The sequence below is a fragment of the Bartonella sp. MU70NMGDW genome, from assembly GCF_042194085.1.
GTDB lineage: Bacteria > Pseudomonadota > Alphaproteobacteria > Rhizobiales > Rhizobiaceae > Bartonella > Bartonella grahamii.
Genome location: NZ_JBHIMK010000035.1, coordinates 1 through 18502, shown reverse-complemented (window position 1 = coordinate 18502; position 18502 = coordinate 1). Strand labels below are relative to the sequence as shown.

Genomic DNA, 18502 nt, shown 5'->3' with positions numbered 1-18502 from the left:
TTACAGCAAAAGAACCCATTGTAGATCTCTCTACTTTTTCTAATTTTAATTTTTCTGCTGCATCCATTTTTTCCTTTGCACTAGGAATAGGTCTTTATGGACTTACATATCTTTATCCTGTCTATTTAAGCCAAATCCGCCATTATGATGCCCTCATGATTGGAGAAACATTGTTTCTTTCAGGATTCGCCATGTTATTAACTGCTCCGCTTGCTGGATTTCTTTCAGCACGAATGGATGCACGTTTAATGATGGCAATAGGACTTTTGGGTTTTGCAGTAGGCACTTGGATGGCGAGCTCTATCACAGATAACTGGGATTTTTTGCAACTCTTTTGGCCGCAAGTTTTCCGTGGTGCTTCTGTGATGTTGTGTATGGTTCCTATTAATAATATTGCCTTGGGAACACTCCCGCCAGAACGAATGCAAAATGCTTCTGGACTCTTTAATCTCACACGGAATCTAGGTGGTGCTGTAGGGCTTGCCATTATCAGCACTCTCATGACAAAACGCACAGACTTCCATTATGAACGAATAGCTGAAACGCTTAACCACGGAAACAGACAAGCAACAGAAATGCTTTCAAAGCTTACTTTGTTTTTCAAAACAGAAACCTTTGATTCCTATACTCTGGCTCTTTCTCAATTGTTTGGTATGGTACGCATACAAGCAACGATTATGGCTTTTAGTGATATTTTCTTTATCATAACCATTATCTTTGGTACTTTGACAGTTATGACCATTTTTCTTAAAAAAATACCACCTCTCATGGATTCACCACCAAATCACTAAACTTAATTAAAATTGAGAAATATTTTTCATCCTTATGACTTTAGAGCTTCCTATTTACTTTATCTCTTTTCAAGAGACAGTATAAATCAACTTGTGATTCTAAATGATTCTTCTGATAAAAATTCAGTTCAATGCGGGCTCTTTACGCATTTAAAAATAACTTCTCGCATACAAAAAAATTATCTTAGATGATAATAAATAAAGAGCTTATCTAAAGTGCTCCACACCATAAAGATAAAGCAGCTATTTCTATAAGATTTCTGATTTATCACCATAGAGAAAAAAACGTTAAAACAATATTTACGCCTGTCATTAAATCTCTCATCTATTTACCCCCCTTTTTACGCTACTATCTTCATAAAAACTATTCTGTAAGATTCTTTGTCCTTCACTCTTTTGATTCTCACACGAATATTCATAAAAGATTGATGATTCTTGTGATTTTTATTCACACACCTATTTCCCTTATAATGTGTAGGGTAACATTTTTTGATTCTGAATGCGAAATTTTACATGAGAAAATCATTTTGTATGAGATACTCTCATGCCAATTGCAACTATTCCCTTTTACATAAAAAGCAAAGAGATAAAAACTGTTTAAGAAAAAAGTAAAATATCCAACCGTTTTGATGCAAGATCTACCAACGATATTGAAAACTGGAAAACTGTATGATGATACCGGCTTTAAAAGAATACAAGATCACTCAAAAATCCGGTTCCTTTAATATTATAAAATAGGACGCTATTCCAAAAAAATGAGCTTTAAATATATTCCTACTCACTTAACTGAAATTATCAAAAATAAGAAATCAACCACATAAAGAAAAAGTCATATAGTAAAATCGCAATACAACTCCCCAAAAACTTTGTACCGCTAAATACTTTAGCACTCGCCAAAACAGTATGCTCTCCTCAATGCCAGCTGTTGAAAAACAAAATAAACACTATCCTCAAGCCACTTTATGATGCTGAAAACCATTTGAAACTTCTCGTTCTCCACTAGGAACTAAAGTGCCATAACACCCAGAAAGATAATGTGGTATCAGTTCCAACGCTTGAAAGCGATGCTTTTCATAAGGACCAGGCATTGCCAAATTTTCTGTTAAACTATTTGAAAAGCCAAAACGTTGATAAAATTCAAAATCCCCTACCAGCAAAATGGCGCCATATCCTAATTTTTTTGCTGTTTCAATTGCATGGCGGACTAAGATTGATCCTATTCCCATACCAGCACATTCAGATGCAACAGCCAAGGGGCCCAAAAGTAAAGCATGTTGTGTTTTATTTTTTCCTTTAGAAAAAGAAACATGCCAAAGACGGACACTTCCCACAAGCTCTCCAAGCGCATTTTTAACCACAAAAGAAAGCCCTTGAGCAGCTAACCGCCCACGACGTAAAGCCTCTGATGATTTACGTTTACGTCCATACCCCATCGTTGAATCAAGCAAAATTTCTCGATAAGGCTTATCGGCTTCTTGCTCCAATGAAAGTGTAAAACATGCCCCATCTTTTGTTTGAAAATTCATCATGTTCATCTCTATAACCGCCCTCTTATAGCGCCATGACGAGCATAGCAAAAAATCCAAAAAACCTATAGTTAAAAGGAAATGTCAGATCACATATGATCGTAAAGGCTCAAAACCATTAAAAGCAACCGATGCATAAGTTGTTGTGTAAGCCCCCGTTCCATGAATCAATATTTCATCTCCTATCGTTAGGGATAGAGGAAGCGGATAAGGTGTTTTTTCATAAAGAACATCTGCGGAATCGCATGTTGGTCCAGCCAAAATACAAGGCTCCATAACCTTATCATCATGAGGTGTCTCAATAGGATAACGAATGGCTTCATCCATAGTCTCAGCAAGACCATTAAATTTTCCAATATCAAGATAAACCCATCGTACATTATCGTTATCAGCTTTTTTGGATATTAGAACAACTTCTGTACGAATAACACCAGCATTGCCAACCATCGCACGCCCAGGCTCAATAATCGTCTCAGGAATACGATTACCAAAATGCTTTTTCAATGAATCAAAAACTGCTGTACCATAAGCTTGTTCTGTAGGGACATCTTTCAAATAACGCGTTGGAAAACCGCCCCCCATATTCACCAACCTCAGCGAAATACCTTCTTGTTCCAAACGCTTAAAAACTGTAGCAGCATCCGATAAAGCACGATCCCACGCACTCAAATCAACCTGCTGAGACCCAACATGAAAAGAGACACCATAGGCTTGCAAACCCAATTGGTGTGCCCGTCTTAGAACATCAACCGCCATATCTGGAACACAACCGAATTTGCGTGACAATGGCCACTCTGCACCTTTTCCATCAGTAAGAACACGGCAAAAAACACGTGCTCCTGGAGCAACACGCGCAATTTTTTCTACTTCTTCAACACAATCAACGGCATAAAGTGAAACTCCCAATGCATATGCTCGTGCAATATCACGCTCTTTTTTAATCGTATTCCCAAAAGAAATACGCTCTGACGTTGCTCCTGCTTTTAAAGCCATTTCAATTTCTGCAACAGACGCCGCATCAAAAGAAGATCCTAAAGAACTCAGCAAACGCAAGATTTCAGGAGCTGGATTGGCCTTTATTGCGTAAAAAATACGAGACTGAGGCAGAGCTTTTTCAAAATTTAAATAGTTGTCACGAACAACATCAAGGTCAACAATTAAGCATGGACCTTCAGAACGATGTGTTGCAAGAAAATCGCGAATACGTTGCGTTGCCATCTGCAATTCTCCTTGAGGGAAAACTCCCCCACTCTATGCTTGGACAGCCAAAGCTGCCAAAAGCTAAAGGACAAAAAACACACAACAACCATCCCCATTCTGATTACAAAAAACCAGAAATTAGCATTGCATGCAGCGAAAGAACAGCGCGAAACCGCGTTATTCTATTTTATCTGCCTTTTTGATTGGAGTTGAGAAAACCACTTCCGCACTGAAGGCAATGAGGTGTGCCTCTATAGTTATCCCAGCATTTAAAAGCTGGAAGACACCAGAAAGGCCCGCACCGTCGTTGCTTCAAGATGTCCTCATTCTTGCAATTGGCTGTAAGAATGACTGGAGCGGTTAGTTCCAGGTACCGTACCGGTTAATCTCACCATTTGAGAACCAGCGGACACCCACAGGCACGTGCGACTTTGGGCAAGGCATTCTATAAAACGAATTCTTGCTCATTTCAATCATTTTTTTAATTTTAAACATTTTTTAATTCTTAAAGATAAAATGATGCGAAAAAACAACACTCTCCTCCACCAGACAAAGCTATCCATCCGCTTTCATGAGATCACACCCCTTACATCATCCGTGCAACATAAATCACTGTCTTGCTTTTAAAGCCCCTCGTTTCTTTGCCCTATTCTATCTCCTAATATCCGCAGCAGAAAATAACGCAAAATAAATTACTCAACACATTAATTTATAATGATAATTTATTATTTTGCCCTTAAACAAAAATCTCAACATAAAATTCTCTTATTTCACCCCTCTTACAATGAATCAATGAAAATCATTCTTTTGCACATCACAAATAAAAAACAATTGAAAAAAGGAGTACCTCTTATACAACCTCTCAAATGCAAGGATAAGCAAAATTGAAAACTGGGGATAGTAACACGACTGAAGCACCATCATCTTTAAAGATAATGATGTCCTTCTCCAACAAATACCATTATCTTTCTTATTTAAATCCTAAAAAAACATCCCTGCTTCCACATCCATTTTACAGCATCACTTAAGCAAAATATCATGAAGAATTCCCCGTATAATATAACTTGTATGATATAGATCAACTACATCTCACCCTCTTTATACTTATGAAATTAAAAACAAACGCCCCCATTCTATCTGCCAACTCCCAATATGGCAAAAACTCCTACATTGAAATGTTTCATAACACCTTCTCTAAAATGATTTTTGTCCACACGTTGCTTCCATTTGCAACGTACAAGTGAATGAGTTTTACGTGTTTCGTTCTCATCTAATCTGGAAGCAATAAAGTTCACAATATTTAACTCTTTTATTCAAATCAAAATAAATTATCATTATAAATTAATGTATTATATTAAATTCTGGAATCATAAATTCCTATTATCATTTTATTTTTCCCACCTAGCATCTGCTTTTTCATCTCCTCTTATTAATCACATCTTATTCATACGCTTTTCTCTTAAGCTATAAATCTCCCTCCCCTGCACTGTTGGTGAAGAGAGTTTCTATTTTAAAATGAAAAGTATTTAAAAACTCAATCCTATAAAATGTCAGGAGAGAAAACGATCTATAATGATTATTTATAAATCAAATAATTTAACATAAACAAAAAGACCGAATAATATCCGGTCTTATAAAATATTTTTTTACCAATATAAAAAACGCTTCTCTCTTAAATTTAAGAGAAAAATGCTAAAATTTACAGCGCTACACTGCGCTATCCTTACGTCCCTTGATGAGAATCAATTGCACGCAACTTCAACAATTGAAACTGCCTATGGCGCTCACGAAAGCGCTCTCTATCGGCTTCACTACGCGTGTTATAACAAGCATCACAGGAAACACCTTCCTCATAATGAGGCGATAATTTGCTTTCAGCATTGATAGGAGAACGACATGCGCGACATAATTCGCGTCCACATTCTTCAAGACCATGTTGAACAGAAACACGCTCATCAAAAACAAAACACTCACCCCACCATAAACTTTCCTCTTTTGGAATTTTTTCTAAATATTTTAGAATACCTCCTTTTAAATGGTACACCTGATCATAACCAAGCTCACGAACATAAGCTGTTGATTTTTCACACCGAATACCGCCTGTACAAAACATAGCAATTTTCTTTTTCTTCTTTAAATCAGCTTCGTGCTTGAGAACCCATTCAGGAAATTCGCGAAATGTTTTAATCTGCGGATCAATCGCTCCTTGAAAACTTCCAATCGCATATTCATAATCATTACGCGTATCGATCAAAATTGTCTCTTCATCTTGAATAAGAGCATTCCAATCTTCAGGATCCACATAAGTACCCACAACTTTTAGCGGATCAACCCCTTCAACCCCCATTGTCACAATCTCTTTTTTCAACCGCACTTTCATGCGATGAAAAGGCATTTTTGATGCCCATGAATATTTAATCTCTGGCGTTTGAAACGCTGGCTCAGCGGTAAGAAAATCCACCAACGCCTCAATCGCAGCACAAGAACCAGCAACCGTTCCATTAATTCCCTCTTGTGCTAAAAGCAAAGTGCCTTTGATATCCTTTGCTTGACATAAATCCTGCAAAGGTTTTTGTAATTGATGATAATGCTTCAAATCTGCAAAGCAATAAAGTGCAGCAACTTTAAAATTCTTTTCCATGTGTTTTGCCATAACGCGCGTTTCATTCAATTTCAAGATTTATTCATGTACTCTTTAACATATTGTGCTTAATCAAACGATACAAATAATATCATCTCCAAGAAGAAAAAATATCATGTGCCAAAAAAGAGAAAAGCTTTTATTATATCTCCAAGGACAAACTGTTATACCTGTTTTGCTCATTGACAATCTACAAAGTGCTGTACCCTTAACACGCGCTCTTGTCAAAGGTGGATTAAAAACAATTGAGATCACCTTGCGAACACCAAATGCCCTCAAAGCAATTCAGAAAATTACACAAGAAGTCCCTGAAGCAATTGTTGGAGCCGGCACAATTCTCAACACAACACATTACGAAAAAGCCGAACAAGCTGGAGCCAAGTTTATTGTAAGCCCCGGATTATCAAATGAATTAATCAATTGTGCAAAAAATAGTGAAATTCCCCTTCTTCCCGCTGCAATGACCCCAAGTGAACTCATGCAAGCATTAAACAAAGGCTATTCATATCTTAAATTTTTCCCAGCTGAAGCCGCTGGAGGTATTTCCTTCATCGAAGCTTTAGCATCTCCCTTCTCTGATATCCGGTTTTGCCCAACAGGCGGTATTACACAAAAAAGTGCAACACAATGGCTCCAACTGCCTAACGTCTTCTGCGTTGGTGGTTCTTGGATAGCGCCCCAACAACTTATTGCAATAAGTGATTGGGATTCAATTACTGCATTAGCATATACTGCATCACAACTTCCCTCTCCCTCGAAAAAAGCTCTTTCTACAATATAATGTAAAGTGCAAGAACATCAGCCCCTTCAACAAAATCAAAGCTTTCACACATCCTTGCACAATCTTTTAACATTGCCATAGAACCACAAATCATCACCCGATCTTCAGCGAGATGAAATTTGGAGAGTGCTATTGTTTCAAAGCCGCTTGTTTCAAAAAAACACCCGCTCTCCATAACAGTCGTAATACGCCCCATCGGCTTAGAAAGTTCGCACATGGTCATAAAATAAAATTTCAACTGTTGTGCATGTGCCCCAATGAGAGGATCTTGTTGCAAAGAGGAAACAAGATCTTTTGCATAAATTAACTCATTCTGCTCACGCATTATTTAAATAAGGACAACTTCTGAAAATTTTTCATAAGTATCAGGATCACGAATAAAGCTTACAAAAGGAAAAAAACGTACCGGTTTGAAAGAAGATAAAGCATCAACTTCCTCACTCATTATCCCACAAAAGCGCGCTCTACAACATAAGTAGCAGGAGCATTATTGGCCCCTTCAACAAGACCAAAACTTTCACACATCCTTGCACAATCTTTTAACATTGCCATGGAACCACAAATCATCACCCGATCTTCATCAGGATGAATTTTAGGAAGGCCCGTTGTTTCAAAAAAGCACCCGCTCTCCATAACAGTCGTAATACGCCCCATATGTTCAGAAGGTTCACGAGTAGTCATAGGATAAAATTTCAACTGTTGTGCATATCCCCCAATGAGAGGATCGTGTTGCAAAGAGGAAACAAGATCTTTTGCATAAACTAACTCACTCTGCTCACGCGTTGTTTGAATAAGGACAACTTCTGAAAATTTTTCATAAGTTTCAGGATCACGAATAAGACTTGCAAAAGGAGCAACCCCCGTCCCAGTTGAAAGAAGATAAAGACGTTTTCCAGGAATAAGAGCATCAAGAACCAGTGTTCCTGTAGATTTTTTACGCATGAGAACTGTATCACCAATTTTAATTTTTTGGAGATGCTCGGTTAAAGGCCCCCCCGGAACTTTTATCGAAAAAAACTCAAGCTGTTCGTCCCAAAAGGGACTTGCAATCGAATAAGCGCGATAAACTGGCTTTTCTGCATTTGGCAAACCGATCATAACAAACTCACCCGAACGAAAACGAAAACTGTCCGGACGATTCAAACGGAATTTAAATAACCGATCTGTATAGTGACAAACCTCTTGGACAGTAAGGGCGAACACATTCTCAGGAATCGGAAAATTTGCAACGCTGCTGATGTTTGACGGAACATTGGTAGCAGACGTATTCATACTCTTCCCCATATCTTTATTGAACGTTAAATTTCGAATCCTTGACGTGATATAGTACTTGCATAACCATCTGCCAACAATTTTTTTAAAACAAAAATCTCAAGATTAACACTTTATTAAACGAATGAGGAAAATGCGGATACAAATCCCATTCAAAGAAAAACAAAAACTTTGAGTATTAAACAGTCATGGGGCTCTTTTCCCTTTAACACATAATGCATATTTTTCCATTGTAACGCTATAACACTCTCTCGCTTAACAAAACTTATGACCCAAAACCTTTAAATAAGAGAGATAAATTTTTGTTGATTGAACGATAACCGCACGAATCTTCAACAAGATTTCCGGTATTACATCTATTGTTTTCCTTACTGACCTTTTTACACTGCTCTTTCGATAAATATCCATAAATAAAAGAGTCTAACGCGCACTATAAAGCGATAAAATTGATTTCACTAAAAACCAATCAAACAATAGAAAGTAAATATTGGATACCCAATCCATCTTGAAAACCAACAACATCCAAATCAACGGGCTTTCTAAATCAACAGTTTTTAATGTATCAGAAAGTGTTTACACACTGTTTTCCATTTAACAAAAATAACTTTAAGTGCATGAGACGACATCCAAAATTGCACAGATAAGTGATCTTTCCCCCATGATAGAAAACTTGTAATGCATTGATTTAGAGTGGTTAATTTAATCATTTTACCTTCTCTGAATAAGCAGCCCATGCAATGTTTAATCCAAACAATCGCACCAGCAACAACAGCCTAATATTGCACTCTTCAAAATGATACAATACAATAAACTATGTTTTATTTTTTTATATGCCTCAACTAGGAAAAATAAGTAAAAAACAAAAGTCTATGTTTTACAAATTATTAGAAGATACCGTGTTGCTAATAACACAAATAAAACTAAAATATCTCTTATATCCAGAGTACCATTTTACATAAAAAACGACTTTAATGGTGTGTAATTCAGTATAAGCTCCTTATGATTTTGACCATGGAAAATAGTGTCTTTCCCTATATCGTAAAGAACCTCAATGAAATAACCAAAAAACTCCGTATTTCACGAACACAGATAAGCTTTTAAAATGAAAAAATCCGTTAATGATGAAATCAATACATCACTCTATGTAGCTGTAGCAACCATCGATGTCAGTGCCATTGTTTCCAATTATATCACTTTAGCCAAACGTGTAGCTCCAACACAATGTTCAGCAGTTGTAAAGGCAAATGCCTATGGATTAGGAGCTCACAAAATTGCTCCTGCCCTTTATCAAGCTGGTTGTCGCACTTTTTTTGTCGCCCAAATCATAGAAGCACTCCAATTAAAAAGCATTTTACCATCAAATGTCACGATTGCTCTTCTGAATGGACTTCCACACTTAGCAGAAGAATTTGTCGCACAATCTGGTATTGTTCCTGTTCTAAACTCTTGGAATGCCATTGAAAATTGGCAAAAAATTTGTCAAAAAAAAGATAAAAAATTTCCAGCAATTGTTCAAATCGATACCCATATGAACCGATTAGGACTGGATCAAAAAGAATTACAAAAACTCATCAAACACCCTACAATTTTCGAAAAAGCAGAAATAAAATATATTCTCAGTCACCTCGCGAATGGAGAAGACAAAACACATTCATCCAATTATACACAATTGGCTACTTTAAAAACCATCCTTGCGCAATTGCCTGCTTGCAAAGTTTCCTTTGCTAATTCTGGAGGTATCTTTCTAGGATCAGATTTTTATTTTGATCTTGTTCGTCCAGGCATTGCACTTTACGGAGTTGATCCGCGAGGGAAATACCCATCACCTCTGAAACCTGTTTTAAAACTTGAAGCCCAAGTTATTCAAAACCGCGTTGTTGATGCAGGAGAACCTGTTGGTTATGGAGAAAGCTTTATAACCAACAGACCAAGCACTCTTGCAACCATTTCTATAGGCTACGCAGACGGCTGGCTCCGTGCTCTTTCGAATAAAGGAACAGTTTATTTCAACGGGCACAAACTTCCCATGGTTGGGCGGGTTTCTATGGATTCCATTATTGTAGATACGACCGATCTTGATCAAAAACCTCAAACAGGTGACTGGGTAGAACTCATTGGACCCCATCAAACACTTGAAAAAGTATCTACAGATGCCGGTACCCTTCCCAATGAAATTCTAACATCTCTTGGCTCCCGCTATAAATACATTTACACATAAAAACTCTTTTAAAAAATAAATTGATAAAAATCATCATTTTAGAAAATTGAGGAGCTTTTACGAAAGATTTTAAACAATCAATCACATAAAAGACACCGCACATTCACAGAAATCTCAAAATAGACAAATTGATGAACTGTTTTATGGAAGTAGCTTTCACTCAAAATACAAAAACTTAGCCTTTTCTCCATAAATTGACAAAAAAGAATCTACTGCAAAGTTTTTAAAATTAATTGCCCAATTAAACCAAAATATTAATTCTCTAGATATCAAACAAAACATCCAGTCTTGTAAGTTTCTCTTATTTTCAGCTTTGTTCATAGTGAAGCAATCAAAATCATTCGCTTGCATACCACAAACTGGACTATGTGTAGATAAAAATGATTTAAGAAAAGAATACCTCTTATGAACCATCTCAAGTGCCAATAGCTATAACATTAAGCGGCTGAAAAAGTGTATGATAGTGCCAACTTCTTCCTTCATAGAGCCTAAAGATTGGGAGCTCTCAATAGATTTATCGTTGTATCATTCACGAGCGCCGTCGCGAAATGGGATTGGGAGCGAAATGTCTCTTTAAAACAAACACGTGAATTAACAACCAAAGCATATTCTTTTTGGAGTGTTCTGTTTTACATAAAGGTTGGGCACCCATTAAAAAACATTGCTTTAGATGCTTCTGATAGCCGTAAAGCTGAATTAAAAGGAGATGACAAACTGAGGATTGAGTTTCACCTTTACGGCTTTATATTTCTCTGAAATTAAATTGTCCACCAGTTTCAAAGATTACGTCAACAGAAATACGCAATCCCCTCGCCCTCATCTGATATACAAAAGCTTGAACTACTCATAAAGCTCTCCCTTGCCTCAATCTCTGACTTAAAACATGTCGCTGCGTTAAGTTTGGATGTGGATTTACAGGCAACAGCTAAAACACACGGGCTCTTAGGAAAACAACGCGGTAAAGTCACGAACTGACCTACAATGGATTGGAAAAATGTGCTGGCTTTTTATCAGACACCCTGTAAAAAAACAACCATAATACATTTGGCTTTGTATTTACTCATTCTGACAGGTGTTCTTACATATTTTTGCGTCATAGTTATAAAAAGCAGATTAAAGAGAAATATTTAGGCAATTCTTGACTTAAGAAGATGCAACAATAGAGTTTCGCGGGGCTTTATCATCAAAAGCACTAAAATTGATTTTATTCTTTCTGCAACCGGTCGTAGTCACCTTAGTGAGAGTAATATGTCACAACACATGCAACAGACTGGACCCTATCCCCGTAGGTTTCACTCTCGTTTACGTGAATTAGCTGGCTAGACCAATGCATCTAGTCACTAAAACCATGTCATACGATAGAAGGCAAAGAAGAGCATGCCTATTGCCCACAAAACACAGCTTTTTTGTCGACTTTTCCGATTGTTCTCATGTTATAAAAAACAATGCAAAATTTTAGAAAATAGACAAATGACTCCACAATAACATGATCAATAAGTAAAAAACCCACACAAAATGTGTGGGCTTTTTTGTTTATACAAATAAACAAAGTAAATACATATTTGTTATTTAATAGGTATTTCCCAATGGCGGACACGAACAAATGAGCATTCTGTCTCCCGCAACATTATCAATACGCGATACAGGAGGCCAATATTTACTGGCTGGATCAAGAGAACTGTTGGGAAAAGCAGCTTCTTGTCGCGAATAGGGTCGTTCCCAAGCATCATCTAAAGTATCTGCCACTGTATGAGGAGCATTCACCAATGGATTATTGTCTTTTGGCCAAACCCCACGACCAACTTTCTTTGCTTCTTCAGCAATAGAGAGTAAAGCATCACAGAAACGATCAATTTCTGCTTTTGGTTCTGATTCCGTTGGCTCAATCATCAAAGTTCCCGGAACAGGGAATGACATCGTGGGCGCGTGGAATCCATAATCAATGAGACGTTTTGCAATATCATCAACACTCACCCCATACTGCTCTTTCAACACACGTGTATCCACAATACATTCATGAGCAACACGTCCATGCTTGCCCCGATAAAGAATAGAATAAGCGGGTGAAAGACGTGCAGCAATATAATTGGCATTTAAAATGGCTATTTGTGTTGCATATTTTAAACCCTCAGCCCCCATCATTCGAATATACATCCACGTAATCGCAAGAATAGACGCACTTCCATAAGGAGCTGCCGAAATCGCATGTGTTGTCCTATCCTGTTCATGCCCTGGTAAGAATGGTTTGAGATGCGCTGCAACTCCAATTGGTCCCATACCAGGACCACCACCTCCGTGGGGAATGGCAAATGTTTTATGAAGATTCATATGACAAACATCAGCGCCAATATCTGCAGGACGAGCAAGCCCCACAAGCGCATTGAGATTAGCGCCATCGAAATAAACTTGTCCGCCATTTTCATGAATAATAGAACAAATCTCCTTAATGCTTTCCTCATAAACACCATGTGTTGAAGGATAAGTGATCATGAGAGCAGCCAATTTATCCTTATGCAATTGCGCTTTCATTTTAAGATCGTCTACATCAACATCACCATCGCTTAAACATTTTACCACAACGACTTCCATACCTGCCATATGCGCCGAAGCTGGATTGGTACCATGCGCAGATGCAGGAATAAGACAAACTGTACGTTGATGTTCTCCCCGTGATTGGTAATATCGTCGGATAGCCAAAAGCCCCGCATATTCACCTTGAGCACCAGAATTTGGCTGAAAAGAAACTTGCGCAAATCCTGTAATTTCGCACAACCACGCATTTAACTGATCGATCATCTCCAAATAACCCGCTGCATCCTCTTGTGAAACAAAAGGGTGTATATTGGCCATACTAGCCCAACTCACAGGCATCAATTCAGCCGCCGCATTAAGCTTCATTGTACAAGAACCAAGAGGAATCATAGCACGATCCAGCGCCAAATCCTTATCTGCCAAGCGACGCAAAAAGCGCATCATATCTGTCTCTGAATGCACCGCGTGAAAAAAAGGCTGGGAAAGAAAAGCAGCATCCCGCTTTTTGCCAAAGAGTCGTGGAGAAACCTGATCACCCAATTGTGCCCCAAAAAGCTGCGCTAAAGCACAAGCATCTTCTTCTGTCGATAATTCATCAAAATTAATTGCAATGGTGTCATCATCGAGAACACGAATAAGGCGCCCACCTATTTTGGCTTGATGTGCGATCTCTTTCGCTTTTCCCTTCACAACAATGCTTACACAATCAAAAAAAGATTCTCCTTCACAAAAAACACCTGCAGCCTTTAAACCAGCAACAAAACGGCATGTTAAATGATGAATTCGCTGCGCAATTGCTTGTAAGCCTTTCGGCCCATGCCAAACAGCATAAGCAGTTGCCATATTAGCCAACAACGCCTGAGCTGTACAAATATTTGACGTCGCTTTATCGCGTCGAATATGTTGTTCACGTGTTTGCAAAGCTAAACGAAAACCAACACGCCCTCTCGTATCCACGGATTGACCAACAATACGCCCTGGAATAAGACGCGTTAACGCATCACTCACTGCAAGGTAACCAGCATGTGGACCACCAAATCCCATCGGAACGCCATAACGCTGCATAGAGCCAACAACGATATCTGCCCCCCATTGAGCAGGTGGCTCCATAAGGGTAAGTGCTAAAGGATCAGCCACAACGATAACTAAAGCTCCTTTTTCCTTTGCCTCTTTTATGATCTCACTGTAATCATGAAAAGCACCTTTTGTATCTGGCCAAGATAAAACAATTGCCGCTGTATCAGAAGCAATTTCGCCATTTTGGCTAATCTGAATCCCTTGTGTTTCAGCACGCGTTTGCGCAACACTTAAAGTCTGAGGATGTAAAAGACTCTGAACAGAAATCTTCGTCTTTTTCTCACGAGAAAAGCGAAAAGCGAGGGCATTGGCTTCAGCTAAAGCGGTTGCTTCATCAAGAAGGGAAGCAGCAGCAACAGGCAAACCTGTGAGTTCACTCACCAATGTCTGAAAATAAAACAAAAGTTCTAAACGACCCTGGCTAATTTCTGCTTGATAAGGCGTATAAGCAGTATACCAAGCAGGATTTTCAAACAGATTTCGTAAAATAACTGGAGGCACATGAGTTCCATGATATCCTTGCCCAATAAAACTTTTGTGCACACAATTACGCTCCATCATCTTGGAGAGTTCTTCCAAGGCTTGTCCTTCACTAGCAGCCTCTGGAAGATTCAATGAACGTCCCAAATGGATAGAATGTGGAACAGCTTGAGAAATGAGTGTATCAACACAATCAAGCTCTAAAACATCAAGCATTTTTTGTGTTTCATCAGGACGCAGCCCAATATGTCGAGAAGAAAAAGAACGCTCGATCATGATACTCATCCAATCAAAGCCTTATAAGCATCTTTATCCAACAACCCTTCCAGTTGTGTCTCATCCTGCAATGTCATTTTCCATAACCAGCCTTCTGTTTCGGCTTTCTGATTTACCAATTCAGGATTATCAGCCAATGCTTCATTTATTTCGACCACTTCACCATCAAGAGGAGCATAAACATCTGAAGCCGCTTTCACCGATTCCACAACAGCCGCCGCCTCTCCTTTGGAAAGTTTTGTCCCACTTTGTGGTAAATCAACAAAAACCAAATCTCCTAATTGCTCTTGCGCATAATGCGTAACCCCAACAGTCACCACTTTTCCTTCAACGCTAAGCCATTCATGGTCTTGTGTAAAATAAGTTTTAGACATAAAAAATCATCCTTTAAAATAACGTTGTTCAACAAAGGGAAGTGAATGAACTGATAATACAATCTTTTTGCCTCGCAGTTCTGTAAAGACTTGTGTCCCTTCAACTTTACAATCAACAGGAACATAACCCATCGCGACAGGACCATCAAAAGAAGGACCAAAACCACCTGATGTTACAATGCCAATCTCATTACCTTGATCATCAAGAAGCACCGCACCAGCACGAATAGGTTGACGCGTTTGCGGTTTTAATCCAACACGACAACGAGCAGGTCCTTTTTGCAGTGCTTCAAGAAAAGCCTTCGCACCATAAAATTGTGCTTTTTCTCGAACACTTTTAGGAACAGCCCATGTTAGAGCCGCATCAATAGGTGTCGTATCAGGGGTAATGTCATTTCCATGCAAACACAACCCTGCTTCCAACCGCAAGCTATCGCGTGCTGCAAGTCCAATCCACTCAACACGAGAATCACTCAGCAATTTTTCAGCCAACATATGCGCATGCCCTATAGGCAAAGCAATTTCAAAACCATCCTCTCCCGTATAGCCAGAACGCGTTATAAACCAATCTTGTTGTGGTTCGAATCCTTGCATAAAAAACAATTCATTCCCTGGTAAATCAGCATCAGCAAGAACAGCAGCCGCTTCAGGACCTTGAAGAGCAAGCAATACCCTTTCAAGAGCAATCACTTGACATTCAAAATCAACCGCACGCTTTTCCAATTCTACAAAATCAGCCTGTGCATTCCCAGCATTGGCGACCAACATAAAACGGTCCTCTTCCAAACGGGTAATGATAAGATCATCAAGAATACCAGCCTGCTCATTAAGCAAGTAATTATACCGTGAATGCCCAATCTTCAAAGCTGCTGCATCAATAGGAAAAGCATAGGACAAAAACTCCACCGCTTGTGTCCCTTCAACGGCAATCAATTTCATATGAGAAATATCAAAAAGACCCGCATGTGCACGCGTATGAAGATGCTCTTTCAAAACGCCAAGAGGATACGTTAAAGGCATGTTCCACCCTGCAAAAGCGCCAAATTTTGCTCCTGCTTTTTCATGCAGATCATCTAAAGGAAGTGTTTTTAAAAAAGATGTTTCTTGTGCTGTGCCCATAATAACTCCAAAGCTGCGCTAACGCCCACAGAATATGGCCGCCTCTGCACCCCTCTGTCATCAACCTGAGAGACTCGCGAAAAGATTTTTCGCTTACACCTTCGGCGCGGGATCTCCCGACTTTCCAGATCTGCCTTCTTCCTTTTACGGTCCTTAAAGCCTGAGAGATTATGGGCTATTTCCCCTTCGGCGGCAATGCGAAAACTCGCAATCTGCACTCTCCCGCAAAAGAATGAAAGAAACAATAACGCTCTTTCCAGCATGTTCTAATCTATAACCTATCTTTATCACACTGTCATTAGTAAAGTGATGAAAATGTTCTCATTTTAAAACTTGCATAAGCTGCTTCAAAAGATTTATAATAATATCCTTTTGAACCTTACAAAAATTGCAAGGAACACATTTTAGGAAGTTTAAGACAAAAATCAAAAGCTATAAACAAAAATACCTCTTGAAAATCATGCAAAACGTCACACACTAAAAAGATCGCAAAGCAATATTCCTTCTCGCGCAGTTCAACCTTAAATATAGGGTTTCATATTCTTTTTTAGAATTAGGACTTCAGGTATTTTATAAGTATGATTTTAATGCACAAGAAGTGGATTTTCTGCTTTCTCAATAGTGTCATAAATTGCGACTATTTACAGACTAAACTACCGAACAAAGGTGACAAAATTCTCATGAAAGCTGGTAATATCTCTTACAATTGCGAAAATGATCTCCCAAAGCAAATTGCCCTTTTCCCTTTAGAAGGTGCACTCTTACTACCCGGCGGTTTTTTATCACTCAACATTTTTGAACCAGAATCACTTGAAATGATTGAAAACGTTATGGTAACCGATCGTCTATTGGGCATTATTCAACCACTTTCATCGGATACAGACCGCTTCTCTACACAACTTTATAAAACAGGCTGTATAGGGCGCATTACAAACTACAGTGAAACAGGAAATGGACAACTGTTCATTATCTTACAAGGTGTTTGCCGCTTCACCTTAGAACAAGAATTGACAAACACAAAATCCTATCGAACAGCTCTCATCCAATCAAACATAAAAGACTTGCAAGAATTTGATGTTGAAGAAAGCATTAACCGAGAAAGCTTACTTGACGTTGTAGAAAAATATCTAACCATACATGAAATGGAATATAATTGGAGCAGTATCATAGAAGCCCCTACACCTATATTGGTTAATGCTTTTTCAGCTCTTATCCCCTTTACACCAGCAGAAAAACAAGCTCTCCTTGAAGCTCCAGATATCGAAAGCCGTGCCCAAACTCTTCTTGCATTAACAGAACGCTCACTCATGAAACAAACAGGTACAGATTACCGTTTAAACTAATAAACGTCAAAACATGAAAAAAATGACCACAGACCCCAAAATGCTCGAATTGCTCGTTTGTCCAATAACGAGAGGAACACTCTCTTACAACCGAGAAACACAAGAGCTCATTTCTCTCAAAGCCAAACTTGCCTATCCTATTCGTGATGGCGTCCCCATTATGCTTGCCTCAGAAGCGCGCCCTTTGCAAAACAATGAAAACGTAGCCTATAAAAAATAAGAAAATTTCGTTCATTTTTTCTGGAGAAAACTGTTATCAATCACTGCTCTATGAAAAGCTCTCTTTTGCTCATGCAATCTTTTTAATATTAGTGCTAATCCATTACACGCCAGCACCAGCATTCTCTTTACCAACTCCCCTCTTTACCAACTTCAAATGTTATACTTACTCTAAAAAGTCTTTTGCTTCTGAATGCGAAAAGAAGCTTCCGTTTTTATACAAAATAAATAGATAAAGTCTTATAGTTACAATTTTAAACATACCCCATAATGATCACCAAGAAATTGTCCTAAATTTCATCAAAATAAAGGGATGCATTGCAACAGTTGCACGTAAACTTTGCAAAAAACAACCAAAACAACTGCTGTCACTCTGGTTGACGATTTAAAGAAATTATCCTATGAATGAACTTGTGTTTTTGATCGTATACGCAGCGATCAATAGGGCCTGGAAGCCCTGAAACCGAGTATAAAATAAACCCGCTTTTTGCGGATATCCCGGAATTTCCGGGGGCTCTTGTTATGTCCAAGTGCTTTCAGCACTAAAAGCAAGAGGCTGGCTCGGTTTCAGCACTTCCAGACCCCGGAATACTAATGCGAGGGCGCTCGCAACCGGAGGGGGAGCAAAGTGCAAGCCAAAAATCTACATTTTT

General features: G+C 38.6%; 12 protein-coding genes, 1 pseudogene and 1 riboswitch. Of the genes and pseudogenes, 5 read left to right on the top strand and 8 right to left on the bottom strand.

What is annotated here, in order from left to right; all coding sequences use genetic code 11:
- Positions 1 to 791 (top strand): MFS transporter (locus ACFIKE_RS05055; RefSeq protein WP_375648555.1); only part of this gene is annotated, 791 nt, incomplete at its 5' end.
- 950 nt (positions 792 to 1741) lie between these two features.
- Here ACFIKE_RS05055 and ACFIKE_RS05050 read toward each other — a convergent pair.
- The 3 genes from ACFIKE_RS05050 to ACFIKE_RS05040 form a co-directional block, all read right to left on the bottom strand.
- Positions 1742 to 2326, bottom strand: a complete 585-nt coding sequence (locus ACFIKE_RS05050) for a GNAT family N-acetyltransferase (protein ID WP_375648554.1) — start codon at positions 2324 to 2326, stop codon at positions 1742 to 1744.
- A 75-nt stretch (positions 2327 to 2401) separates the two neighbouring features.
- On the bottom strand, positions 2402 to 3535 hold the full coding sequence (locus tag ACFIKE_RS05045; RefSeq protein ID WP_375626784.1) for a type III PLP-dependent enzyme: 1134 nt from the start codon (positions 3533 to 3535) through the stop codon (positions 2402 to 2404).
- Between the two features lie 1705 nt (positions 3536 to 5240).
- A complete protein-coding gene (locus ACFIKE_RS05040) occupies positions 5241 to 6158 on the bottom strand; it encodes a rhodanese-related sulfurtransferase (protein ID WP_375648557.1) in 918 nt (305 codons plus the stop codon).
- 115 nt (positions 6159 to 6273) lie between these two features.
- On the opposite strand from ACFIKE_RS05040, the gene eda reads away from it, so the two are divergent.
- On the top strand, positions 6274 to 6939 hold the full coding sequence (eda, locus tag ACFIKE_RS05035; RefSeq protein ID WP_273791461.1) for a bifunctional 4-hydroxy-2-oxoglutarate aldolase/2-dehydro-3-deoxy-phosphogluconate aldolase: 666 nt from the start codon (positions 6274 to 6276) through the stop codon (positions 6937 to 6939).
- On the opposite strand, the pseudogene ACFIKE_RS05030 reads toward eda, so the two are convergent.
- Positions 6918 to 7333 (bottom strand): annotated as a pseudogene (locus tag ACFIKE_RS05030) (ferredoxin--NADP reductase); the annotation flags it as partial. The gene eda and the pseudogene ACFIKE_RS05030 sit on opposite strands and share 22 nt — an antisense overlap.
- 50 nt (positions 7334 to 7383) lie before the next feature.
- Positions 7384 to 8211, bottom strand: a complete 828-nt coding sequence (locus ACFIKE_RS05025; protein WP_375648553.1) for a ferredoxin--NADP reductase — start codon at positions 8209 to 8211, stop codon at positions 7384 to 7386.
- Between the two features lie 1102 nt (positions 8212 to 9313).
- On the opposite strand from ACFIKE_RS05025, the gene alr reads away from it, so the two are divergent.
- Positions 9314 to 10429: an alanine racemase gene (alr, locus tag ACFIKE_RS05020; protein WP_375648552.1), complete on the top strand. Its 1116-nt coding sequence runs from the start codon at positions 9314 to 9316 to the stop codon at positions 10427 to 10429.
- Between the two features lie 1569 nt (positions 10430 to 11998).
- Here the strand turns inward: alr and gcvP are convergent.
- Genes gcvP through gcvT form a run of 3 tightly spaced genes read right to left on the bottom strand, consistent with a single transcriptional unit; the run spans position 11999 to position 16287 of the window.
- A complete protein-coding gene (gene gcvP / locus ACFIKE_RS05015; RefSeq protein WP_375648556.1) occupies positions 11999 to 14794 on the bottom strand; it encodes an aminomethyl-transferring glycine dehydrogenase in 2796 nt (931 codons plus the stop codon).
- A gap of 5 nt (positions 14795 to 14799) precedes the next feature.
- The gene (gcvH, locus tag ACFIKE_RS05010; RefSeq protein WP_273723568.1) at positions 14800 to 15168 is read right to left on the bottom strand and encodes a glycine cleavage system protein GcvH; all 369 of its coding nucleotides are present in this window, start codon (positions 15166 to 15168) and stop codon (positions 14800 to 14802) included.
- A 6-nt stretch (positions 15169 to 15174) separates the two neighbouring features.
- On the bottom strand, positions 15175 to 16287 hold the full coding sequence (gene gcvT, locus ACFIKE_RS05005) for a glycine cleavage system aminomethyltransferase GcvT (protein WP_375648551.1): 1113 nt from the start codon (positions 16285 to 16287) through the stop codon (positions 15175 to 15177).
- A 137-nt stretch (positions 16288 to 16424) separates the two neighbouring features.
- Positions 16425 to 16522, bottom strand: a riboswitch (glycine riboswitch).
- A gap of 445 nt (positions 16523 to 16967) precedes the next feature.
- Here gcvT and ACFIKE_RS05000 point away from each other — a divergent pair.
- Positions 16968 to 17630 carry an LON peptidase substrate-binding domain-containing protein gene (locus tag ACFIKE_RS05000; protein WP_015856762.1) on the top strand — a complete coding sequence of 221 codons (663 nt, stop codon included), beginning with the start codon at positions 16968 to 16970 and terminating at the stop codon, positions 17628 to 17630.
- Between the two features lie 13 nt (positions 17631 to 17643).
- Positions 17644 to 17850 carry a Trm112 family protein gene (locus ACFIKE_RS04995; protein WP_375648550.1) on the top strand — a complete coding sequence of 69 codons (207 nt, stop codon included), beginning with the start codon at positions 17644 to 17646 and terminating at the stop codon, positions 17848 to 17850.
- Positions 17851 to 18502 lie beyond the last annotated feature (652 nt).

Bases quoted from the DNA above. Each gene is read 5' to 3' on its own strand.
- gcvP (WP_375648556.1), bottom strand. From the start codon at position 14,794: ATGATCGAGCGTTCTTTTTCTTCTCGACATATTGGGCTGCGTCCTGAT.
- gcvH (WP_273723568.1), bottom strand. From the start codon at position 15,168: ATGTCTAAAACTTATTTTACACAAGACCATGAATGGCTTAGCGTTGAA.
- ACFIKE_RS04995 (WP_375648550.1), top strand. From the start codon at position 17,644: ATGAAAAAAATGACCACAGACCCCAAAATGCTCGAATTGCTCGTTTGT.
- ACFIKE_RS05045 (WP_375626784.1), bottom strand. From the start codon at position 3,535: ATGGCAACGCAACGTATTCGCGATTTTCTTGCAACACATCGTTCTGAA.
- gcvT (WP_375648551.1), bottom strand. From the start codon at position 16,287: ATGGGCACAGCACAAGAAACATCTTTTTTAAAAACACTTCCTTTAGAT.
- alr (WP_375648552.1), top strand. From the start codon at position 9,314: ATGAAAAAATCCGTTAATGATGAAATCAATACATCACTCTATGTAGCT.
- ACFIKE_RS05000 (WP_015856762.1), top strand. From the start codon at position 16,968: ATGAAAGCTGGTAATATCTCTTACAATTGCGAAAATGATCTCCCAAAG.
- eda (WP_273791461.1), top strand. From the start codon at position 6,274: ATGTGCCAAAAAAGAGAAAAGCTTTTATTATATCTCCAAGGACAAACT.
- ACFIKE_RS05025 (WP_375648553.1), bottom strand. From the start codon at position 8,211: ATGAATACGTCTGCTACCAATGTTCCGTCAAACATCAGCAGCGTTGCA.
- ACFIKE_RS05040 (WP_375648557.1), bottom strand. From the start codon at position 6,158: ATGGAAAAGAATTTTAAAGTTGCTGCACTTTATTGCTTTGCAGATTTG.
- ACFIKE_RS05050 (WP_375648554.1), bottom strand. From the start codon at position 2,326: ATGAACATGATGAATTTTCAAACAAAAGATGGGGCATGTTTTACACTT.